Genomic DNA, 20,089 nt, shown 5'->3' with positions numbered 1-20,089 from the left:
GCGATCTCCAGAGAGGGCGGCGATGGGATGCCGCGGGCGGATGCCTGACCCGATCAGTCTACCGGCCGTGCGGTGGCCGCGACCTCGGGCTGCTGCGCGGGCTCGGGCCGCTCGGCGGGCACGTCGCGCGCCTCCGACCGGAGCACCACGGTGACTCCGGTGGCGCAGAGCGCGAAGCCCGCGATCGTGGCCGGCCCGAGCGGCTCGCCGAACAGCAGCGCCCCGGCGAGCGCCGTCGTCGGGGCGACGAGGAAGAGGAGCGCGTTGAGGGCGGTGATCCCGATGCGAGTGAGGAGCGCCCAGTAGAGGCTGTACGCCGCGAGTGTGGGCACGGCGGCGATGAAGAGGGTCGTCGCCCAGAACTCGACGGATGCCGGAGGCGCGACCGTGCCTGTCGCGACCGCGAGTGCACCGATGACGACGACAGCCGCCGTCGTGTGCACGGCGAGTGCGAGAACCACCGGCACCGGCCTTGCGAGCCGGCGTTCGACGAGGGTTCCGACGATGAGGGATGCCATGGCCACGAGGGGCAGCGAGTACGCCCAGGCCGGCGCGTCTGCCGAGCTCGCCTGCGAGAGGACGACGAGTGCGACGCCGACGGCGCCGACCACGAGCCCCGCCCACTGCGCACCGCGGACGCGAATGCCGAGCAACGGGCCGACGAGGGTCGCCACGACCAGCGGCTGCACCGCGTCGACGAGGGCGGTCGTGCCGGACGCGACGCCGAGCGCGACAGCGCCGTAGACCGGCACGACGTAGCCGACCTGAGTGCACAGGCCGATCAGCACGTGTCTGGTGAGCGTCCGTCGGGTCGCCGTTCGCGCGTGACCGGTTGCGATCACGACGAACACGAGCCCGACGGCGAGGGGCACGAATCGCCACAACAGCAGTGTGAGCACCGGGGTGTCGACCGTGCCGACCTTCGCCGCGATGAAGCCTGAGCTCCAGCACAGCACGAACGCGACGGCTGCCGTCGTCAGGAGAAGCCAGCGGGGTATACCGATCGGTATAGTCATGCGAACGAGTATACAGATCGGTATAATCGAGACATGGCCTTCGCGCAGATCGATGCCCCCGTCATTCCCGAGCTCACACCCGGCGCTCGCCGGGTGCTGACTGCAGCCGGGCAGCTCTTCTACGATCGCGGCATCCACGTCGTCGGCGTGGATGCGATCGCCGAGTCTGCCGGCGTCACCAAGAAAACGCTCTACGACCGGTTCGGATCGAAAGACGCGCTCGTGCTCGTCTATCTGCAGGAGCGCGACGCGCGCTGGCGCGAGCATCTCGACGCGACGATCGACGCCGTACCCGCGCCCGGCGTCGACCGGGTGCTCGCCGTCTTCGACGCCGCGATCTCGTGGTCTGATGAGAACAGCCCGAAGGGATGCAGCGCCATCAATGCGCGGGCGGAGATGCCGCGTTCGGATGGCGACGTGCTGGCCGAGGTGACCCGCCAGAAACGCTGGCTGCTCGACGTGTTCGCGGCGCTCTGCCGCGAGGCGGGCGTCGATCGGCCCGACGAGACGGCCCAGGCGCTGATGCTGCTCTACGAGGGCGCGATCGTCACCGTCGGCATGGCGACGTTCTCTCGGCCGTTCGAGACCGCCCGCTCGATCGCACGCACGTTCCTGAGCTCCTGAGTTCTTGGGTTCTTGGGTTCTTGGGTTCTTGGGTTCTGGGTCTGAGTTCCGGAGCTCCTGAACTCCTGAGCCTCGGCCGCCGACGCCCGACCCCTGAGTCTTGACCTCTGGCCTCTGGCCTCTGACCTCCGACGCCCGAGCCCTGACCCCCGCGCCTGGCGTTCACTGCGCCTCAGTGCTGGTGCGGCGCAGCAGTCACCGTGCCGCTCTCTGCGACCGCCGCTGAAAGTGTGGTTTCGCGGTGTGATGATGGCAGCGCGGGTGCGCCGCTCGGATGCGTCGTGGATCGTCGTTCGACGCGCGCGAGTTGCAGGCGAAGCGAGACGTTGCCGGGTCTTGGGCGCTGCTCTGGGTCGAGGTGCGCGGGCGGCACGAACCAGCTGCGCCTGTCGCGGATGAAGATGTTCCACCCGTCGTCGTGCACCCGGTGATAGTGGAAACTGCACAGCATGATGCCGTTCGACAGATCGGTGCGGCCGCGGTGGCGACCCCACCATGCGATGTGGTGGGCCTGTGCGTGAGACGGAGGGCGCTGGCATGAAGGCCACGCGCACCCGCCGTCGCGTTCGACGAGCGCGATCTTCTGCGCAGGGGAGAACAGCCTTGGCCGCTCGGCCGAGGTCGAGCTTCGCGCTTCCGTTGCGCATGAGCAACGGGGCGATCCCGGCGGATTCGGCGAACTCTCGAGCCGTCGCGACGGACACGGGCTGATCGACACCGTCGATGGTCGCGTGGCCGTGACCGCCGACGAGCGCTTCGACATCGACGCGGGCCACGACGGTCACCGCGCGAAGTGCCGGCGGCGCGCCGGTGCTCGAGAGTGAGAACCTCGCGATGTCGGCCAGTGCGTCGGCATTCATCTGCGCGAACGTGCGTTGCTCGCGGAGGATCGCGTCGGAGCCGGCGGATCCGTTGCGGCCGACCCCTGGCTCCTCGCTCGGGCCGCGATCTCCGAAGGAGCGCTTTGCGTCGCGCGCGCGATGCAGCTCGGCGCCGACGAGTGCCTCGATCGCGAGCTTGATCGGCGAGCCGTTCGCGGGGTCGAATGCGCCCTTGAGATTGATCATGCCGGCGGCGTCTTGCCAGACCGAAAGACCCCGACGGGCTCGCAGCTCATCTTCACGCGGCTTCACGCCGTCGGGATCGAGGTGCGCCTCGAGCTGCTTGATCAGCCGCACGAGACCGTCGAGGCCGACGAGCGGCGCCCGGTCGACGAGCAGTTGCTCGGAGGCGTCGAGCTCGTCGCGCGCGACGCTCGGCGGGAGGTGATCGAGGAAGCGGCGGATCACGTCGGCGGCGGCGACACCGAGCGTGCCGGCGTCGAGCGCTTCGGCCACGTGCGGGTGCCGAGGCGGCAGCGTTTCGCCGGTGAACGATGCGCGACGACTCGTCGCCTGGCCGACGGCGACGAGCCGAGCAGCGTCGGTGTAGCGGCCGCCGGTGGTCTGCGCGATCAGCCTCTCGGGCGATGCGAAACCGTGCTTTCGAGCCAGGTCGTCGGCATCGCCGACGCCACGCGAGCGCTCGGCGATGCCTGCCGCGCATCTCGCCTGCAGCGCCTCGACTCGGCGACCCAATCGAGCCAGCGCCTCGCTTGCTCGCACCAGCCCGTCATCGCTCATCGAGCGGATGTCGGCCTCTGCGTCACTCGATGCACCGAGCAGAGCCCCGGCCCACTCCTGCAGCACCGAGTTGCACGCAACCTCGAGCTCGAGGAGAGCTGTTGCGGCTCGGGCATGCCTCGATTCTAGCGAGAATCAGACACGAAATCGAACAAAGGTTCGAATGTGGAGTACACGGATACAACTCTTCCGGGTGGCGCGCCGCTCAGAGCAGCGGCGGCCACTCGTCAGCGGCGAATGGCCCTGACGGGCCGCAGCAGGGATCGTAACCGCCCATCGCGTCGATCAGTTCGAACGCGTCGCCCCACCACCATGGGCTTCGTGCGTCGAGCTGAACTTCACCGGTCTCGGAGAACACCCCGATCTCGACCGTGAGGCCGTTGTCGTCGGTCGCCGCGAAGCCCGCCCCTTCTTCGGCATCCCACCCGGTCTCTTCCTCGATGTCCCAGCCGAGACCCCGCAGGCCCTCCTCGAGCGCAGCGAGGTCGACTTCGGAGCCGGCCGTGTCGTGGGAGAAGTCCATCTCGAAGCGATAGCAATCAGCTCCGGCGAGGTCGCAGGCGTCTTCGTCGTCGCCCATCCCGCCAGGGCCGTCACGCCATCCGCTGTCGGCGATCAGTGCGCGAACACGTGAGAGGTCCTGCTGAAAGGCTTCGTACCTCTCCTCGACGCGGTCCGCCTGTGCCCGGATCGGCGTGGTCTGCACCGCGGCGACCGTATCGCCAGCGGTGTCGGTCTGCAATGACGCTTGGGCAAGGCTCATCGATGCGCCCGCGACGAAGACGATCGGAAGGCCGACCGCGGCGATCTTCGCCCCGACCCGCCAACGATGATGCGGCTCTGCTGCGACGGGCGACACCACCGCGAGAACGAGCGCGGCGAATCCCGACATGAGGATCATGAACCCCGCCACCGTGATCATCGGCAGCACGAGCCAGCGCGGAAGCCGATCGATCCCGAGGCCGGGGCCGAGCAGGGCGAAGACGACCCCGACCAGGGCCGGCCCGAACCATCCCCACCAGTGCACGAACAGCAGCCAGGTGATCGCGCCCGGCGTGCGCACTGCACCCCGCTTGCGCAGGACGAATCGCGGGAGCGCGCCGAGCAGCCCGATGCCCACGAAGGCGATCACCGTGATCGGAGGAAGCAGCAACGCGATCGGCGTCCAGCCGCTGCCATAGCCCACTGCGAAGAACAGGATCGGAAGCAGCCAGTTGAACCACGGCCAGGCCGACCACGAGAACTTCTGCAGCGCGAACTCGGCGTCGGGGTGGCGCGGGCGCTGCGACATCGGACCGTCCTGCAGCGTCGGCGTCTCCGGATCGGCGTGGCGAACCGGATCGTTCATGGCGTCTCCTGGGCGGTTGAACAGTAGTTCCGATGAGCGCATGAGGCGGAACCGCGGGCGTGCGCCCCATCAGTATGAAGCAGTGAGGCGGCGCAACCCCCCGCCACCCCCTGATGCGCTTCCCACCGCCCGTGACCCGCCCCGCGACCCGCCACGCGGCATCCGTTCACGGTAGACTCGACCTCGGTCGTCGCATTCTCGGCGGCCCTGGGCGCGCACATCAGCGCGCAGTCGACCCGCCGTAGCGCTCGCGGAGCCCCGCCCCGCGCCCGCGGGGAACGCCCTTCTTCAGGTATCCCAATGACGCCGTCCACTCCCGTCGATTCCACGTCCTCCACCCCCGCCGTCGCGCGACCCTTCCCATGGCTGGGGCTCATCGTGCTCGCCGCGGCCGTGTTCCTCTCGGTCACGATCGAGATGATCCCGACCGGCCTACTGCCCGACATGAGCCGCGAGCTCGAGGTCGGCGAGCCGCTCATCGGCTTGCTCGTCACCGTCTTCGCCGCGACCGTCGTCGTGCTCACGGTGCCGCTCGCGAGCCTCACCAAGCGCGTGCCCCGGCGCACCCTCATCGTGATCTCGCTCGCGGTGCTCGCCGTCAGCTGCGTGCTCACCGCCGTCGCACCGAACTACGGCACGGTGCTCGCGACCCGCATCCTCGGCGGAGCGGCGCACGGCCTCTTCTGGTCGGTCGTCGGCGCCTACGCGGGCCACCTCGTTCCGAAGGAGCAGCTCGCCCGCGCCGTGTCGATCAGCGTCGCCGGCGGATCACTCGCCTTCGTGCTCGGCGTGCCGCTCGGCACGGCACTCGGCCATGCCTTCGGCTGGCGGTTCGCCTTCGCCGGCATCGGCGTGATCACGTTGCTCGGCGCGCTGCTCGTCTGGCGGTTCCTGCCGCCGGTTCGGCATCACGGCGGAGAGGCGGATGCTGCGCCGCTTCGCCTGCGCGGCGATGCCACGTTCGTGCCGGTGCTCGTCGTGTGCCTGGTCACCGCCGTCACGATGGTGGGCATGTACACCTTCTACACGTACATCGCGCCGTACATCACGGATGTCATGGGTCTGCCGGCGAGCGCCATCAGCTCGATGCTGCTCGCCTACGGCATCGCGGGCGCGGCCGGACTGATCCTCGCCGGCACGGTGCTCGGTCGGCGGCCGACCATCGGACTCCTCGTCGCGCTCGTCGCGACCGGGGTCGGCGTCGCCGGGCTCGCCCTCTTCCCGGACGTGCCGGGCGTGGGCATCGCGAGCTTCCTGCTGTGGGGTGTCGCGTTCGGCGCGTTGCCGCCGATGCTCAACACCCGGTTGCTGCACTCGGCGTCGGCCCGCATCCGCGACGCTGCGGCATCCTTCTACACGACCGCGTTCAACACCGGAATCGGTGGCGGGGCGCTGCTCGGCGCGGTGCTCTACAGCGTGATCGGCCTCAATGGCCTGCCGTGGGTCTTCGTGGCGCTGCTCGTCTGCTCGACGACGGCACTCATCTGGGCCGCGCTCGTCAACCGCACCCGGCGCTGATCGCCCACCCTGTTCTGCCCAGGGCCCGGTGACGGCAGTTCCTGCGGGTCGATCGGAGGGCGCACCCGCAAGAACTGTCCTCGCATCGGCACCGGGGTGCGGCGCGGCAGAGCACAGCGCGGCGCGGCGCGTGTGCACCCACGATGAGCGGATGCCGCGGCATCCGCTGCCCGTCAGGCCTCGCGACCCCCGGGCGGGCCGATCACGAGCAGCCCAGTGAAGACGACTGCGATGCCGACGATCGCGACCGCGATCAGCAGCACCGGGCGGGCGAGGAACCAGCGCAACACCCCGTTGATCCAGTTCGAGTCGGCGGGATGGTCGGTCTTCTCGCGGCGCCAGTCGCCCTCGAGGTGGCCCTTGCGCACGAGCCACAGCTCGAACGGGATGGTCGCGTAGGGCACGATCGCGGTGAGCACGGCGAAGGCGATGCGGCCGACGTTCCAGCGCTGGTTGACGCCGACGATCACGGAGGCGAGGGCGTAGGAGAGGAACACGAACCCGTGGATCGAGCCGCCGACCAGCACCGCCCACTCCACGCCCGCGGCGTACTTCAGGATCATCGCGACGATCAGGATCGTCCAGGTGACGGCCTCGGCGAGGGCCAGGCCGCGGTACAGGCGTTTCGGTGACACGGATGCTCCAGGGGTCGGGTGCTCCCATCCTCGCAGCCGCCGCTGGACGCTCGCATCGAACGAAGGATTGACCGCGAGTGCAGGGTAGCCTTGGCCGGTGTCCGAGCAGTCAGCACGCGAGCTCGTCTCGAGCCTCATCGCGTCGATCCCCGATTTCCCAGAACCCGGCGTGACCTTCCGCGACCTGACTCCGGTATTCGCCAGCGGTCCGGCGCTGCACGCCCTCGGCACGTCGCTGAGCGAACCCTTCGCAGGTCGGTTCGACGTGATCGGCGGGGTCGAGGCCCGCGGATTCCTCATCGCGGGCGCCGCCTCGGCGATCAGCGGTGCGGGGGTGCTGACCGTGCGAAAGGCGGGCAAGCTGCCGCGCGCGGTGCTCCGCGAGGACTACGCACTCGAGTACGGCACGGCCGCCCTCGAGGTGCACGAGGGCGAGTTGCCGGCCGGGTCTCGCGTGCTCATCGTCGATGATGTGCTCGCGACCGGTGGCACGGTCGGCGCGGCAGCGCGCCTCGTCGAACGTGCGGGCTGGCAGGTTGCGGGCATCTCGGTGGCGCTCGAGCTCGAGGGGCTGGGAGGGCGCGAGGCGCTCGATGACCGTTACGAGATCTTCTCGCTGCTGCAGTACTGACCGCTCGGCGTGCCGCGGCGCCCAGCGCGGATGCGCCGATGCGCGGATGCGCGGATGCGCGGATGCGCCGATGCGCCGATCTAGTCTGTGATGATGGGCAAACTCTTCGACTCCATCGACGACAACCTGAAGGCGTGGATCGAGGCGCAGCCCATGTGGTTCGTCGCGACCGCCCCGCTCGGCGCCGACGGCCACGTCAATGTCTCTCCCCGTGGGCACGACTCCTTCTCGGTCCTCGACGCGCACCGGGTCGCGTGGGTCGACTACACGGGCAGCGGCGTCGAGACGATCGCCCATCTTCGGGAGAACGGGCGAGTCTGCTTGATGTTCAACTCGTTCGGCAGCCGCCCGCGCATCGTGCGGCTGCACGGTCGGGGTTCGGTCTCTCTCCCGGGCGACGCGGCTTTCGAGGAGATCGTCGCGCGCCACCCCGAGCACCCGAGCACCCGAGCCGTCATCACCGTCGACGTGACCCGGATCAGCGACTCGTGCGGCTGGGGCGTCCCCGTCATGGAGATGACGGGCGAGCGAGATCTTCTCCGACTGCAGGCTGAGAAGAAGGGTGTCGAGGGCATGGCGGAGTACCGCGTCGAGAAGAACACGCAGAGCATCGACGGCCTGCCCGGGCTCTCAGCCGGGAGCGAGAGCGATCGCGATCTCCTCGTCGTGCCGCGCTGAGCGAAGCGACGACCCGGTGGTGCAGCGGATGTCGCGGCGCTCGCCGCCCGAACGTCCCGCAGATCTCTTGGTAGGTTGACGCCCACGAGCAGCGTGCCGTTGATTCGGCCGAGTGAGGAGATCCGATGTCGGACAAGATGCCGAAGTACACGCTGCGGTGGGGCATCGCGCTCGCGCTCGCCGGTGGCGTGCTGGCGGCGTTCGTGCAGCCGGTTCTCTACTCGAGCGCGTGGCTCACTACCGAACCCGGCGGAACCTTCCTGTACCTCGGCCTGCTCGTTCTCGATCTGCTGAACACGCTCGTGATCCCGCTGGGTACCGCGCTCATCGCCGCATCCCTCGTGATGTTCTACCTCCGCGGACGCTCCCGGCCGGCGGAAGCCGAGCGGCCGAAGCGCTGGGTGCTGCCCGACCCACTCGATCGTCGCCCCGAGCGCTGACCGCTGCCCCGAGCCTCCGCTCAGGCCTGCGAGCGCTCCCGGTCGAGCCCCAGCAGGTACTCCGCATTGCCGCGGAGCGCTGCCTCGTACCGCAGCACGTCGGGCGTGCGCACCTCGTCGGCGGCGAACGCCAGCAATGATCCGACGGCGGCGTCGCTGCGTCCGGCGGCGTGCAGGCCGAGCGCGTGGAAGATCCGCACCGAGGGTGAGTCGGGGTACTCGGCGAGTGCCCGGTCGAGTGCCGCCATCGACTCGTCGAATCGCCCGAGGATCCGCAGCGTACTGCCGTACTGCAGCAGGCAGCGTCGCAGGGCGTCACCCGCGAGCCCGGCGGCCATCGCCTGCTCGTAGTAGCCGACTGCGGTCTGCTCCTCGCCCGCGGTGTCGTAGGAGCCCCCGACGTCGTAGAGCACGTTCGGGTTGCCGGGGTGCTGCTCGAGCACCGCGAGGAACGCGTCGATCGTCGGCTGCATGTTCGCGCGGTCGCGGCGGTCGAAGATCTCGCGCAGCGTCGCGTCGAGCTCGGGGTTCGATGGGGCGTCGGTCATCGTCCCATCATGCAGGAGCCGGAGGCGACGCGCCGGTGCGGTCGGCTGCAGCGACCGCCCTGCATCCGTCGCGCAAGAATGCCGCCGGATTGTCTTGACACAGTCAAGACAACCGATAGGGTCGACTCATGACCTCGACCGCCGCCGCCGCCGACGAACGCGTGCGGGTCGCCGATCGCCTGCGTGGCGCCGGTCTCAAGGTCACCGACTCGCGCATTGCGGTGTACGACGCGTTCCGCCCCGGTGAGCACCTCGACGCCGATGCGGTGCACACCCGCGTCGCGCGGGTGCTGCCGAGCACCTCGCGCCAGGCCGTGTACGGCGTGCTCGGCGCGCTGTCGCAGGCCGGGCTGCTGCGCAAGATCGAGCCGGCCGGCTCAGCCGCCCTGTACGAGACCCGCACGGGTGACAATCACCACCACCTCGTGTGCATGATCTGCAGCACCGTCTTCGACGTGGGGTGCGTCGTCGGCGAGGCCGCCTGCCTCACGCCGAGCGAGACGCACGGCTTCCGCATCGCGACCGCGGAGGTCACCTTCTGGGGCGTGTGTCCCGACTGCGGCACCGGCACCGGCACCGCGACCACCGGCATCGCGAACGCCGCGTTGACCCGACCCGACCCGACCTGAACCGATCCGCTCGCCGACCGGCACGACTCGTGCACGCACAGTTCGCGCCGGCATCCTCGGCCTATCAAGAACTCGGGTGCCGCCCTACCGGTGCCCCGTCGACCCTCGGGTCGACGATCCCAGAGAAGAAACACAGACAGACAGAGAGAGAAGGACGCATGTCCGAACCCATCACGCCACCCACCACGACGCAGACCGGAGCCCCGGTCGCGAGCGACGCCCACTCCCTCACGATCGGCGCCGACGGCGCGACGGTGCTGCACGACCGCTACCTGGTCGAGAAGCTCGCGCAGTTCAACCGGGAACGCATTCCCGAGCGCATCGTGCACGCGAAGGGTGGCGGCGCGTTCGGTCGCTTCGAGGTGACGGCGGATGTCTCGGCGTACACCCGCGCCGCGGTGTTCCAGCCCGGCTCGACCGTCGAGACCCTGCTGCGCTTCTCGAGCGTCGCCGGCGAGCAGGGTTCGCCCGATACCTGGCGCGACGTGCGCGGCTTCTCGGTGAAGTTCTACACGACCGAGGGCAACTACGACATCGTCGGCAACAACACCCCGGTGTTCTTCATTCGCGACGCGATCAAGTTCCCCGACTTCATCCACTCGCAGAAGCGCCTGCCCGGCTCGGGGCTGCGCGACGCCGACATGCAGTGGGACTTCTGGACCCTCTCGCCCGAGTCGGCCCACCAGGTGACCTACCTCATGGGTGATCGTGGCCTTCCGAAATCGTGGCGGGAGATGCACGGCTTCGGTTCGCACACCTACCAGTGGATCAACGCCGCAGGCGAGAAGTTCTGGGTGAAGTACCACTTCCGCACGCAGCAGGGTGATCTCCACCTCGACGCAGTCTCCGCCGAGGCCATCGCGGGCGCCGACGCCGACCACTACCGGCGGGACCTGCACGACGCGATCGAGTCCGGAGACCACCCGAAGTGGGACCTGCACGTGCAGGTCATGCCGTACGAGGATGCGAAGACGTACCGCTTCAACCCGTTCGACCTCACCAAGGTGTGGCCGCACGCCGACTACCCGCTGATCGAGGTCGGCACGCTCACCCTCGACCGCAACCCGCAGAACTTCTTCGCCGAGATCGAGCAGGCCGCGTTCTCGCCCGCGAACACGGTTCCCGGCATCGAGATCAGCCCCGACAAGATGCTCATGGCGCGCGTGTTCAGCTATCCCGACGCGCAGCGATACCGGGTCGGCACGAACTACAACCAGCTTCCGGTGAACGCGCCGCACGCGGCATCCGTGCACAACTACTCGCAAGACGGAGCGCAGCGCCACCACCACAACGCGCCCACCACGCCGGTCTACGCACCGAATTCGTTCGGCGGCCCGGTCGCCGACGCGCAGCTGGCTGCCGAGGGTGGATGGGAGAGTGACGGCGAACTCGTGCGTTCGGCCTACACCCTGCGCGCCGAGGACACCGACTTCGGTCAGCCCGGCACGCTCTACCGCGATGTGTTCACGGACGAGGCGAAGGCGCGCTTCCTCGAGACCCTCTCGGGTCAGGCGCACGCGATCACGATCGACGACATCCGCGAGCGCTTCTTCCAGTACTGGACGAACGTCGACGCCGGACTCGGTGCCGCGCTGCGCGCGGCGTACGCGGCCGGCGTGAACTCCGATGCGCCGCAGCAGCCCGAGGCAGACGAAGACGCCGCGTAGCCCTCGACACGGATGCGCTGAGGGGCGGGGCGGCTGGACGGCCGCTCCGCTCCGCTCGTCACGGCGTGCGAGTCGTCAGCGCTCGAGTGCAGCGCGGGCCCGCGCCGACATCCGCGAGAACTGTTCCCGCTCCGTGCCGTCGTAGTCGGCATCGGTGACGGATGCCTCGAGCCGTTCCAACTGCATCGCGACGGCCGCGCGACGCTCGGGTTGTTGCACGCGCTCGCCGAGTTCCTCGAGCAGGCGGTACAGCCGGGCCGCGACATCGGGGTCGGATGCGCCGTAGCGCCGCGGCTGCGTCATCGCGAGGTCGAGCAACTCGTCGAACTGGACCCGGAGTTGCACGAGCCGGGGCTCGCCGTCGTCGTCTGCGAGCGCCGGCGGCTCCGGCAGCATCCGATCGAACTCCGCCAGGAGGGCGGAGACATGGCTGAGGGCGTGCACCGCGGTGGTCGGGTCGTTCACCCCCGGCGAGAGCGCACGCACGGCGATGTCGATGAGTTGGCGCAGCCCGAATGCGATGTCCTGGGTCGGCGTGCGCTCGTAACCGATCCTGATCGTGCCCGCGAACCGGTCGGCGACCTGCTCCGTGGCGGGTCGATCCTGCACTCCCCCCGGCGTGCGCCACCACCACTCGAGCAGCGGGCTGCCGGCGATGACGCTCGTTCCGACCGTGAGCAGCTCGCGCACCACGACGTCGTGCTCCATCGCGATCTCGACGATCGTCTCCCGCTCGATGCCGGTGATGAACCCCGAGCGCGGCGCTCCGACCACCTCCGTGCCGTCCCGCGGGGCGGGCGGCGTGCCGACCGCCGCGGCGCGCGGGGCGTCGGCGGCGAGCCGCATCGAGCGCTGCGTCTCCGCGTGGACGTCTCGCATCATCGTCTCCACCCGCAGCTGACGGGCGAGGTGCCCGAGGAAGACCGTGAGCATGACCACGCTCGCGAGCGTGAGCAACAAGGCGATCGTCACGCCGATACGGGGCACGAACGGCTCGCCGTCGGCATCCGCAACGGTGCGCAACACCGCGAGCGAGTAGGCGAAGGTGCCCAGGAAGAGCCCCAGAGTGGCGTGCACCATGCCATCCGAGGCGAACAGCCGGAGCAGTCGGGGTGATGCCTGGCTGCTGGCGAGTTGCAGGGCGACGACGGTCAGCGAGAAGGTCAGCGAGGCCGCCGTGATGAGCGAACCTGCAATGGCGGAGAGCACCGCACGTGCTGCGTCGGTTCCGCCGCTGAAGAGCACCGCCGTGATGCCCGTGGGCAGCGACTGGTCGATCGCCCGGTCGATCTCGGGGATGACGACTCCGAGCCCGACGCCGACGATGACGGCCGCCAGGGGAATCGGCCAGAGCCGCGAGGCGATCGCCTCGGTCAGCATCGCCCATCGCTGCCGAAACCCGTTGCCGCCGGTCGGTGCCATCGTCACCCTCCTCTGCAGTACTCGGGACCGTACTCGCATCGAACGCGCCCACGCGAGGGCTTGCCGACGGCCCGGCATTCGTGGCACCGCTCGCCGGCGCCGAGTTTTGCTCACGCATCGATCGATGCAACGCTGGAATGATGACTTCGAACTGGCAAGCCTGGTCTGCGTTCGCCATCGCGGTTGCAGCGGCCGCCGTCACGACGTTCGTCCTCTCCTGGATCGCATCGGTCGTCGTGCGGTCGATCGCGAACCGCCGGGAGTGGGCATCCATCCTCATCGCCCGCCTCCGTTGGCCGTTCCGCACCGTCGTGCTCATCACCGGGTTGTGGATCGCGGCCGCGGCCACGTTCCCGGACGCGGCATGGCGCACCACCGTCGACCATGCGTTCCTCATCGCGCTCATCGCATCGGGAGCGTGGCTGACATGCCAGGTGTTCCTGTTCCTCGCCGACCTCGGCGTGCGTCGCTATGACATCAGCGTCGCCGACAACCGCGTGGCGCGACGCGCGCGCACGCAACTGCAGATCCTGCGCCGGCTGGTCGTCGTCGTGATCATCGTGCTCGCTGCCGGCATCATCCTGTTCACCTTCGAGGGAGTGCGTGCACTCGGTGCATCGGTGCTGGCTTCAGCCGGCATCGCGTCGATCGTCGCCGGCCTTGCGGCGCAATCGGTGCTCGCGAACGTCTTCGCGGGCGTTCAGATCGCGTTCAGCGAGGCGATCCGCGTCGATGACGTGGTCGTGGTCGAGGGGGAGTGGGGACGGATCCGCGAGATCACCCTCACCTACGTCGTGGTGGTCACCTGGGACGAGCGCACCGTCATGCTCCCGTGCACGTACTTCACGACCCAGCCGTTCGAGAACTGGACGAAGTACGGGAGCGCGCTCATCGGCTCGGTGGAGCTCGACCTCGACTGGCGGGTGTCCACCGATGCGATGCGCGCCGAGCTCGACCGCGTCCTCGCCGGCACCGAACTGTGGGACGGGCGTACGTCGGTGCTCCAGGTGACCGAGGCGACCGGCGGCCTCGTGCGGGTGCGGGTGCTCGTGAGCGCCGACGACTCCGCCGCGCTGTGGGACCTGCGGTGCCTGGTTCGCGAAGCGATCGTCGAGTGGGTGCGCGGCAACGACGATGACGCATTGCCGCGCCAGCGGGTGCTCGTCGGCAGCGTCGTCGACACAGGTGCGCTGGCGACGGATGCCTCCGAGCCGGGCGCCTCCGACCCGGCCCGTGCCGGCCTGTTCTCGGGTACCCGTGACGGCGACGAGCGGGCCTCGGAGTTCACCCAGGCGAACCCGGTGCGGGGGGACGACGACGTGGAGGAGGTTCGTGCGAAGGGCGAGCGCCACGGCCGGAGCGAAGTGGCCTGACCGGGTCGGCGACGCCTCGATGAGCGCGCGGCGGATGACATCCTCGACCCTGTCGGCCGTCACGTCGCCGGAGTAGCATCGCCCCCATGGCCGAGCTGCCCGACTTCTCCGACCTGCGCGCCCTCTACGTGAACTGCACGCTGAAGCGAAGCCCCGAGGTCAGCAACACCCAGGGGCTCATGGACGCGAGCATCGACCTCATGCGGGAGAACGGCGTGAAGGTCGAGTCGCTGCGGTTCGTGGACCTCGACGTGGCGACCGGCGTCTTCCCCGACATGCGCGAACACGGATGGCCCGTCGACGCGTGGCCCGACGAGGTCTGGCCGCTCGTCGAGGCCGCCGACATCCTCGTCGTCGGCGGTCCCATCTGGCTCGGCGCCAACTCCTCGGTCACGAAGCGGTTCATCGAGCGGCTCTACTCGATGAGCGGCGAGTTCAATTCGCGGGGCCAGTACGTCTACTACGGCAAGGTCGGCGGGGCGGTCATCACCGGCAACGAAGACGGTGTCAAGCACTGTGCGATGAACATCCTCTACAGCCTGCAGCACATCGGCTACTCGATTCCGCCGGGCGCCGATGCCGGATGGATCGGCGAGGCTGGCCCCGGTCCGAGCTATCTCGACGACGACTCGGGCGGGCCCGAGAACGACTTCACGAACCGCAACACGACCTTCATGACGTACAACCTGATGCACCTCGCCCGGCTCCTGAAGGACGCCGGCGGCTTCCCGGTCGGCGGCAACCTCCGCGCCGAGTGGGACGACGGCCAGCACTACGGCTTCGAGGCGAACCCCGAGTACCGCTGACGTCGCGAACGACACCGGTCCTCGATGCGTCGCGTTGTGCTGCGCGGCGACAGCTGCGTGCCGCTACGCCTCGACGAGCGTGCGCCGGATGACACTCGTGAAGAAGCCGAGGCCGTCGACACCCGAGCGCATCGCGAGGGTGGTGTCGGGCCCGAAGCCCGGCTCGACCGCGTGCTCGGGGTGCGGCATCAGGCCGACGACGTTCCCGCGCTCGTTCGAGATGCCCGCGATGTCGCGGAGTGAACCGTTGGGGTTCACGTCGACGTAGCGGAAGACCACGCGACCCTCGCCCTCGAGCCGGTCGAGCGTCTCATCGGAGGCGATGAAGCCGCCCTCGCCGTTCTTCAGCGGGATCGTGATCTCTTGGCCCGCCGCGAACTCGCCGGTCCAGTCGGTCGACGTGTTCTCGACGCGCAGCACCTGGTCGCGGCAGATGAAACCGCCGTGGTCGTTGCGGATGAGTCCGCCCTCGAGCAGGCCGGCCTCGGTGAGCATCTGGAAGCCGTTGCAGATACCGAGCACCGGCATGCCGGCGTTCGCGGCCGCGACGACCTCGGTCATGATCGGGCTCAGCGAGGCGATCGCGCCGCAGCGCAGGTAATCGCCGTAGCTGAAGCCACCCGGCAGGATCAGGGCGTCGACGCCCTCGAGGTCGTGCGAGCCGTGCCACAGGGCGACCGGTTCGCCGCCCGCGATGCGCACGGCGCGCTGCGCGTCGCGGTCGTCGAGCGAGCCGGGGAAGGTGATGACGCCGATGCGCATGTGATCGCCCGCGGCCTTCAGTGCGTTTCGCCGGCGGGGGCGCCGAAGCCGTCGTCGGTGACCGTCGCCGCGCCGGACGCCTCTTCGGCGAGCTCCGCGTTCGTCACCTCGTAGTGGATGCCGACGACGTCTTCGATGACGCCGTTGGAGAGGATCTCCTCGGCGATCTCTTTGACGCTCGCCTTGAGGGCGTCGTCGACGGGGCCGTCGACGGTGAGTTCGAAACGCTTGCCGATGCGCACGCCGCTGAACCCGGCACGACCGGTGCGGGCGAGCGCGCCGGCCACGGCCTTCCCCTGGGGGTCGAGCAGTTCGGCCTTGGGCATCACGTCGACGACGATGGTGGGCACCGCGGTTCTCCGTCCGGTGTCGAAAGTGTGGATGCGTCGATTCTACCGGGGAGAAACGCGGTGCCCGGGCATCGGCCGCCGAGCGCTGTTCAGGCGCTCGCCGGTGCGCCGGGTCGACCGCTCAGCACGGTCGCCCGGCTCAGCTGTTCGGGTCGACCGCCGGGCCCGCCTGCTCAGCGGCGTCGGAGCCCTCGGAGGATCAGCCCGATGCCGACGACCGCCGCTGCGCCGATCGCGATGACCCGCCCGGGGTTCTCGCGGTACTGCGCCTTGACGTAGGCGACGCCGTCATTCGCGGCGTCCTTGGCAGCGGCGGCTGCGGTGCTCGCCTGCTCGGAGATCGTCTCGATCGCCTCGGCGGCATTGTCCTTCGCGTCGCTCAGCAGCTCCTGGACCGTGTCGGCGGCCTTGGCGGAAGCGTCGCGTGCGGCAGCGGCGGCGTCGGTCGCGGCATCCGAAGTCGCGTCGGCTGCATCTGCCACGGTTCTCGCTGCCGTCGTCGACGCGTCTGCAGCGGCATCCGCTGCTCGCTTCGCCGCGTCGCTCGTAGCATCGCTCGCTCGGGCGGCGCTGCTCTGGGCGGTGTTCTTGGCGTTCGTGATGGTGCGGTCGGTGTCGGACATGGGGGCTCCCTTCGCCGGTGATCGAGTCATCGTACGCTCGCCGTCCGGGAGCGGCCCGGATCACCGGGTGGGCTTGTCACAGCGCGGCGCGGGTGCTATCGGGGCGCGACCGCGCGTCGCTACGCGAGTCCGGCGCGCTCCAGCAGCACGGTCTTCAGGGTGTCGCGTGTGGCGGCGAGCCCGCGGTGCACCTCTTCGAAGCTCGTCGAGAGCGGTGAGAGGCCGATGCGAAGGCCGCCGGGGTCGCGATAGTCGGGAATCACGTCCTGTTGCCAGAGCCTGGCCGTCACCTCGCGCATGGCGTCGTGGTGGAGGGTGACGTGACCTCCGCGCTCCTCGGCATCGGCCGGAGACGCGAGCGTCACGCCGAGCGGCGCCAGCCAGTCGCCGGCCAGCGAGAGGGCGTACGACGTCAGCGCGACCGACTTCGCGCGGAGCGCCGGCATGCCGGCCTCCTCGATCATCGCGAGGGTGTCCTCCATCGCGAGCATGCCGACGATCGGCGCCGTGCCCGAGAGGAACCGGCGGATGTCGGGAACCGGCTCGTAGTCCGGCCCCATCGTGAACATGTCGGTCGTGCCCCACCAGCCCTGGATCGGCTGGGCGAGCACGGCCTGCAGGTCGTCGCGCACGTACGCGAACGCGGGCGAACCCGGGCCGCCGTTCAGGTACTTGTAGGTGCACCCCACGGCGAGATCGAAGCCCCAGAGGTCGGCCTTCACGGGCACCGACCCGGCCGAATGGCAGAGGTCCCAGAGGATGAGCGCCCCGGCATCGTGGGCGATGCGCGTGAGTTCGGGGGCGTCTGCAAGGTAGGCCGAACGGTAGGCGACGTGCGAGATGACGACGAGCGCCGTCTCGGGGCCGGCCGCCTCGGCGAGTTGCTCCGGTGTCACCCCCGACGAGGTGTCGACCTCGATCCAGCGCAGTCGCATGCCGCGTTCCTTCGCGATGCCGTCGAGCACGTAGCGGTCGGTCGGGAAGTTGTCGGTGTCGACGACGATCTCGCGGCGTGCAGGGTCGCGGGCGAGCTGGGCGTCGACCGCCGCGCGGGCGAGCTTGTACAGCAGCACGGTCGTCGAGTCGCCGATCACCGTCTGGCCGGCCTTCGCCTCGATGACGGATCGGCCGATGCGGTCGCCGATCTCGGTGGGCAGCTGCAGCCACGCCTCATCCCAGCCCCGGATGAGGCGCCCGCCCCAGTCGTCGCGCAGGAATCGCTCCACCCGCTCGATCGCCGAGACCGGCGGTCGGCCGAGCGAGTTGCCGTCGAAGTAGACGAGGTCGGTCTCGGCGCCGGCGAATCGCTTGCGGTAGTGGGCGAGCCCGTCGGAACGATCCATGCGGCGGGCGAAGGCGAGATGCGGGTCGAGGGTCACGAGGACTCCAGATCGGTTCGGGTTCGGTCGGGGGAGGGGCGGCCGTCGCGCGGCTCGAGGTTCTCGACGGGTGAGAGGTCGGCCGTCGCGAGCCAGGCGGGCAGCTCGTCGAGCGCCGCGGGCGGTGGCCCGGGCACGAAGGTCGCGACCCCGTGGCCCTCGATCGCGCCCGTCGAGGGCCACGCGTCGGTGAGAGACGCGACGAGCTCGGATGCCCCGAGCCCCGCCTCGAGCATCAGTGCGAGTTCGGCCGGGTGCACGCCGAGAGGTTGTTCGCCGTTGCCGAGATCCGTGCCGTAGAGCACTCGCCCGCCCGCGGCGTGGAAGCGACGCAGGTTGTCGAGCGCGATGTCGGTCTCGACGGTCGGCTGACCGTACCCGGTGACGAAGAGCGTCGAGATCCAGTACTGTCCCGCCGCGACGGCTCGGGTGATGAGCGCGTCGTCGAGCCGCTCGGTGAACGGGGTGTGGGCGAAGGCGTCGACGCCGGCGTCGATCGCGCGCCGCGACATCCCCTCGCCTTCGACGTGCGCGACCACGGGCAGTCCGTGCGCGTGCGCGTTCGCGACGACGGCTTCGAGCGTCGCCGTGTCGAACACCGGGCCGGCTGCCGAGTTGAGCGCGACCTTGATGACGGATGCCCCGAACGCGAGCTGCTCGGCGACCGCCGTCTCAGCCGATGTCGGCAGGGCGGCGCGGCCGTCGCCCGCGTCGGCGGCGAGCTCGCGTGCGCTGCCCGGGGTGGCCCACGCGCGGCCCACGGGGTAGCCGCCCGGCGCGGTGAGGAAGCTGCCGGCGAACGCGACCCGCGGCATGCCGCCGCGCCGCGCGAACGCCGCGATCGTGTCGAGCGGGCCGCCGAGGTCGACGACGCCCGCGATCGCGGTGTCGCGCAGGGCGTCGGGTCCCACGATCATGAGGTGCACGTGATGGTCGACGAACGGCGGCAGCATCGTGCCGAGCTCGCCCGGGTGATCGCCGTTCATCGAGCGGCGCACCGGTCGGGCGAGCGGTCCGAGGTCGAGCGGCGCCGGCATGATCAGCCCGGGATCTCGGTGCGCACGGCGTACAACTCGGGGAAGAAGGTGAGATCGAGCGCTCGCCGCAGGAACGTCGCGCCGCTCGAACCGCCCGTGCCGGTCTTCGACCCGATGATGCGCTCGACCGTCTTCAGGTGGCGGAAGCGCCAGAGTTGGAAGTTGTCTTCGAGGTCGACGAGCTCTTCGCACGTCTCGTACGCCGCCCAGTGCTCCGAGGTGTCGGCGTAGATCGTCGCGAAGACCGGCACGAGCTCGGGCTGGAACGTCCACGCCTGGGTGACGTCGCGCTCGAGGATCGCCGCCGGGATCGGATAGCCCGTGCGAGCCAGCAGGCGCAGGAACTCGTCGTACAGGCTCGGCGACTCGAGGGCGTGGCGCAGGGTCGCGCTCGCCGCGGCATCCGATTCGAAGACCTGCATCATCTTCGCGTTCTTGTTGCCGAGCACGAATTCGACCGCCCGGTACTGGTACGACTGGAATCCACTCGCGTTGCCGAGCACCCCGCGGAACTGCGCGTACTCGGCGGGCGTGAGGGTGGCGAGCACCGACCACTGCTCGGTGAGCGTCTTCTGGATGTGCTTGACCCGTGCGACGGCCTTGAGGGCCTTCGCGAGTTCGTCGGCCCGCAGCAGGTCGCGGGCCGTCTCGAGCTCGTGCAGCACGAGCTTCAGCCAGAGCTCGGTCGTCTGGTGCTGGATGATGAACAGCAGCTCGTCGTGGTGCTCGGGGCGCGAGATCGGTCGCTGTGCGGAGAGCAGCGTCGGCAGGTCGAGGTAGCCGCCGTAGCTCATGCGGTCGCTGAAATCGGTGACGACGGATGCTTCGATCGTGCGGGTGTTCGCTTCGACGCCGTCGACCGCGCCATCGCCGGCTTCAGTTGGCACAGTAGTCACGGCACCAGCCTAGCCACGCTGCGTCTGCGAGGCGCTGACGCGGCGGGCGCCCCCGTCCCGGACGAACCGGCTCGTTGCCCGCCGC

20 protein-coding genes and 1 pseudogene are annotated in these 20,089 nt (G+C 69.7%); 9 read left to right on the top strand and 12 right to left on the bottom strand.

Going from position 1 to position 20,089, the window contains the following annotated elements:
- Window positions 1-53: 53 nt before the first annotated feature.
- Entirely contained in the window at window positions 54-1,016 is a 963-nt protein-coding gene (locus AC6CH0_RS03455) for a DMT family transporter (RefSeq protein ID WP_498098294.1), read from the bottom strand.
- A gap of 33 nt (window positions 1,017-1,049) precedes the next feature.
- On the opposite strand from AC6CH0_RS03455, the gene AC6CH0_RS03450 reads away from it, so the two are divergent.
- Window positions 1,050-1,640: a TetR/AcrR family transcriptional regulator gene (locus AC6CH0_RS03450; RefSeq protein WP_498098293.1), complete on the top strand. Its 591-nt coding sequence runs from the start codon at window positions 1,050-1,052 to the stop codon at window positions 1,638-1,640.
- On the opposite strand, the gene AC6CH0_RS03445 is transcribed toward AC6CH0_RS03450, so the two are convergent.
- On the bottom strand, window positions 1,547-3,328 hold the full coding sequence (locus AC6CH0_RS03445) for a DUF222 domain-containing protein (protein WP_498098292.1): 1,782 nt from the start codon (window positions 3,326-3,328) through the stop codon (window positions 1,547-1,549). The two genes, AC6CH0_RS03450 and AC6CH0_RS03445, sit on opposite strands and share 94 nt — an antisense overlap.
- A 139-nt stretch (window positions 3,329-3,467) precedes the next feature.
- Window positions 3,468-4,610: a hypothetical protein gene (locus AC6CH0_RS03440; RefSeq protein ID WP_498098291.1), complete on the bottom strand. Its 1,143-nt coding sequence runs from the start codon at window positions 4,608-4,610 to the stop codon at window positions 3,468-3,470.
- A 300-nt stretch (window positions 4,611-4,910) separates the two neighbouring features.
- Between AC6CH0_RS03440 and AC6CH0_RS03435 the strand changes: the two genes are divergently transcribed.
- The gene (locus AC6CH0_RS03435; protein ID WP_498098290.1) at window positions 4,911-6,128 is read left to right on the top strand and encodes an MFS transporter; all 1,218 of its coding nucleotides are present in this window, start codon (window positions 4,911-4,913) and stop codon (window positions 6,126-6,128) included.
- Window positions 6,129-6,301: 173 nt separating this feature from the next.
- Here AC6CH0_RS03435 and AC6CH0_RS03430 read toward each other — a convergent pair whose 3' ends face one another.
- Window positions 6,302-6,763: a DUF3817 domain-containing protein gene (locus tag AC6CH0_RS03430; RefSeq protein ID WP_498098289.1), complete on the bottom strand. Its 462-nt coding sequence runs from the start codon at window positions 6,761-6,763 to the stop codon at window positions 6,302-6,304.
- Window positions 6,764-6,860: 97 nt separating this feature from the next.
- Here AC6CH0_RS03430 and AC6CH0_RS03425 point away from each other — a divergent pair, with 97 nt between their 5' ends.
- From AC6CH0_RS03425 to AC6CH0_RS03415, 3 genes are all read left to right on the top strand, one after another.
- Window positions 6,861-7,394, top strand: a complete 534-nt coding sequence (locus tag AC6CH0_RS03425) for an adenine phosphoribosyltransferase (RefSeq protein ID WP_498098288.1) — start codon at window positions 6,861-6,863, stop codon at window positions 7,392-7,394.
- Between the two features lie 93 nt (window positions 7,395-7,487).
- Window positions 7,488-8,072 carry a pyridoxamine 5'-phosphate oxidase family protein gene (locus AC6CH0_RS03420; protein WP_498098287.1) on the top strand — a complete coding sequence of 195 codons (585 nt, stop codon included), beginning with the start codon at window positions 7,488-7,490 and terminating at the stop codon, window positions 8,070-8,072.
- A 125-nt stretch (window positions 8,073-8,197) separates the two neighbouring features.
- Complete coding sequence (locus tag AC6CH0_RS03415) at window positions 8,198-8,512, top strand: hypothetical protein (RefSeq protein ID WP_498098286.1); 315 nt, start codon at window positions 8,198-8,200, stop codon at window positions 8,510-8,512.
- Window positions 8,513-8,532: 20 nt separating this feature from the next.
- Here AC6CH0_RS03415 and AC6CH0_RS03410 read toward each other — a convergent pair whose 3' ends face one another.
- Window positions 8,533-9,060, bottom strand: a complete 528-nt coding sequence (locus tag AC6CH0_RS03410; protein ID WP_498098285.1) for a tetratricopeptide repeat protein — start codon at window positions 9,058-9,060, stop codon at window positions 8,533-8,535.
- Between the two features lie 128 nt (window positions 9,061-9,188).
- Here AC6CH0_RS03410 and AC6CH0_RS03405 point away from each other — a divergent pair, with 128 nt between their 5' ends.
- Both AC6CH0_RS03405 and AC6CH0_RS03400 read left to right on the top strand, forming a co-directional pair.
- Window positions 9,189-9,689, top strand: a complete 501-nt coding sequence (locus AC6CH0_RS03405; protein ID WP_498098284.1) for a Fur family transcriptional regulator — start codon at window positions 9,189-9,191, stop codon at window positions 9,687-9,689.
- Between the two features lie 158 nt (window positions 9,690-9,847).
- Complete coding sequence (locus AC6CH0_RS03400) at window positions 9,848-11,356, top strand: catalase (RefSeq protein ID WP_498098283.1); 1,509 nt, start codon at window positions 9,848-9,850, stop codon at window positions 11,354-11,356.
- Between the two features lie 75 nt (window positions 11,357-11,431).
- On the opposite strand, the gene AC6CH0_RS03395 is transcribed toward AC6CH0_RS03400, so the two are convergent.
- Window positions 11,432-12,778, bottom strand: coding sequence for a DUF2254 domain-containing protein (locus AC6CH0_RS03395; protein WP_498098282.1), 1,347 nt, complete (start codon window positions 12,776-12,778; stop codon window positions 11,432-11,434).
- A 140-nt stretch (window positions 12,779-12,918) separates the two neighbouring features.
- Here AC6CH0_RS03395 and AC6CH0_RS03390 point away from each other — a divergent pair, with 140 nt between their 5' ends.
- Both AC6CH0_RS03390 and AC6CH0_RS03385 read left to right on the top strand, forming a co-directional pair.
- Complete coding sequence (locus AC6CH0_RS03390; RefSeq protein ID WP_498098281.1) at window positions 12,919-14,151, top strand: mechanosensitive ion channel family protein; 1,233 nt, start codon at window positions 12,919-12,921, stop codon at window positions 14,149-14,151.
- An 86-nt stretch (window positions 14,152-14,237) separates the two neighbouring features.
- Window positions 14,238-14,957, top strand: coding sequence for a flavodoxin family protein (locus AC6CH0_RS03385; protein ID WP_498098280.1), 720 nt, complete (start codon window positions 14,238-14,240; stop codon window positions 14,955-14,957).
- Between the two features lie 63 nt (window positions 14,958-15,020).
- Here AC6CH0_RS03385 and purQ read toward each other — a convergent pair whose 3' ends face one another.
- From purQ to kynA, 6 genes and pseudogenes are all read right to left on the bottom strand, one after another.
- Window positions 15,021-15,719, bottom strand: a complete 699-nt coding sequence (gene purQ / locus AC6CH0_RS03380; RefSeq protein WP_498098279.1) for a phosphoribosylformylglycinamidine synthase subunit PurQ — start codon at window positions 15,717-15,719, stop codon at window positions 15,021-15,023.
- 116 nt (window positions 15,720-15,835) lie between these two features.
- Window positions 15,836-16,069: pseudogene (gene purS / locus AC6CH0_RS03375) on the bottom strand (phosphoribosylformylglycinamidine synthase subunit PurS); the annotation flags it as partial.
- A 173-nt stretch (window positions 16,070-16,242) separates the two neighbouring features.
- The gene (locus AC6CH0_RS03370) at window positions 16,243-16,692 is read right to left on the bottom strand and encodes a hypothetical protein (RefSeq protein WP_498098278.1); all 450 of its coding nucleotides are present in this window, start codon (window positions 16,690-16,692) and stop codon (window positions 16,243-16,245) included.
- A 119-nt stretch (window positions 16,693-16,811) separates the two neighbouring features.
- On the bottom strand, window positions 16,812-18,035 hold the full coding sequence (locus AC6CH0_RS03365) for a kynureninase (RefSeq protein WP_498101006.1): 1,224 nt from the start codon (window positions 18,033-18,035) through the stop codon (window positions 16,812-16,814).
- Between the two features lie 32 nt (window positions 18,036-18,067).
- Window positions 18,068-19,108, bottom strand: coding sequence for an amidohydrolase family protein (locus AC6CH0_RS03360; protein WP_498098277.1), 1,041 nt, complete (start codon window positions 19,106-19,108; stop codon window positions 18,068-18,070).
- A gap of 2 nt (window positions 19,109-19,110) precedes the next feature.
- Window positions 19,111-20,004 carry a tryptophan 2,3-dioxygenase gene (kynA, locus tag AC6CH0_RS03355; protein ID WP_498098276.1) on the bottom strand — a complete coding sequence of 298 codons (894 nt, stop codon included), beginning with the start codon at window positions 20,002-20,004 and terminating at the stop codon, window positions 19,111-19,113.
- Between the last annotated feature and the right edge of the window lie 85 nt (window positions 20,005-20,089).

It is taken from the genome of Agromyces sp. GQ35 (assembly GCF_059758475.1).
This window is presented reverse-complemented; position numbering and strand designations above follow the sequence as displayed.

Excerpts from the sequence above, each read along its gene's own strand:
- AC6CH0_RS03450 (WP_498098293.1), top strand. The coding sequence starts at position 1,050 with ATGGCCTTCGCGCAGATCGATGCCCCCGTCATTCCCGAGCTCACACCC.
- AC6CH0_RS03390 (WP_498098281.1), top strand. The coding sequence starts at position 12,919 with ATGACTTCGAACTGGCAAGCCTGGTCTGCGTTCGCCATCGCGGTTGCA.
- AC6CH0_RS03435 (WP_498098290.1), top strand. The coding sequence starts at position 4,911 with ATGACGCCGTCCACTCCCGTCGATTCCACGTCCTCCACCCCCGCCGTC.
- AC6CH0_RS03395 (WP_498098282.1), bottom strand. The coding sequence starts at position 12,778 with ATGGCACCGACCGGCGGCAACGGGTTTCGGCAGCGATGGGCGATGCTG.
- AC6CH0_RS03405 (WP_498098284.1), top strand. The coding sequence starts at position 9,189 with ATGACCTCGACCGCCGCCGCCGCCGACGAACGCGTGCGGGTCGCCGAT.
- AC6CH0_RS03385 (WP_498098280.1), top strand. The coding sequence starts at position 14,238 with ATGGCCGAGCTGCCCGACTTCTCCGACCTGCGCGCCCTCTACGTGAAC.
- AC6CH0_RS03420 (WP_498098287.1), top strand. The coding sequence starts at position 7,488 with ATGGGCAAACTCTTCGACTCCATCGACGACAACCTGAAGGCGTGGATC.
- purQ (WP_498098279.1), bottom strand. The coding sequence starts at position 15,719 with ATGCGCATCGGCGTCATCACCTTCCCCGGCTCGCTCGACGACCGCGAC.
- AC6CH0_RS03360 (WP_498098277.1), bottom strand. The coding sequence starts at position 19,108 with ATGCCGGCGCCGCTCGACCTCGGACCGCTCGCCCGACCGGTGCGCCGC.
- AC6CH0_RS03365 (WP_498101006.1), bottom strand. The coding sequence starts at position 18,035 with ATGGATCGTTCCGACGGGCTCGCCCACTACCGCAAGCGATTCGCCGGC.
- AC6CH0_RS03370 (WP_498098278.1), bottom strand. The coding sequence starts at position 16,692 with ATGTCCGACACCGACCGCACCATCACGAACGCCAAGAACACCGCCCAG.
- AC6CH0_RS03415 (WP_498098286.1), top strand. The coding sequence starts at position 8,198 with ATGTCGGACAAGATGCCGAAGTACACGCTGCGGTGGGGCATCGCGCTC.
- AC6CH0_RS03440 (WP_498098291.1), bottom strand. The coding sequence starts at position 4,610 with ATGAACGATCCGGTTCGCCACGCCGATCCGGAGACGCCGACGCTGCAG.
- AC6CH0_RS03455 (WP_498098294.1), bottom strand. The coding sequence starts at position 1,016 with ATGACTATACCGATCGGTATACCCCGCTGGCTTCTCCTGACGACGGCA.
- AC6CH0_RS03400 (WP_498098283.1), top strand. The coding sequence starts at position 9,848 with ATGTCCGAACCCATCACGCCACCCACCACGACGCAGACCGGAGCCCCG.
- AC6CH0_RS03410 (WP_498098285.1), bottom strand. The coding sequence starts at position 9,060 with ATGACCGACGCCCCATCGAACCCCGAGCTCGACGCGACGCTGCGCGAG.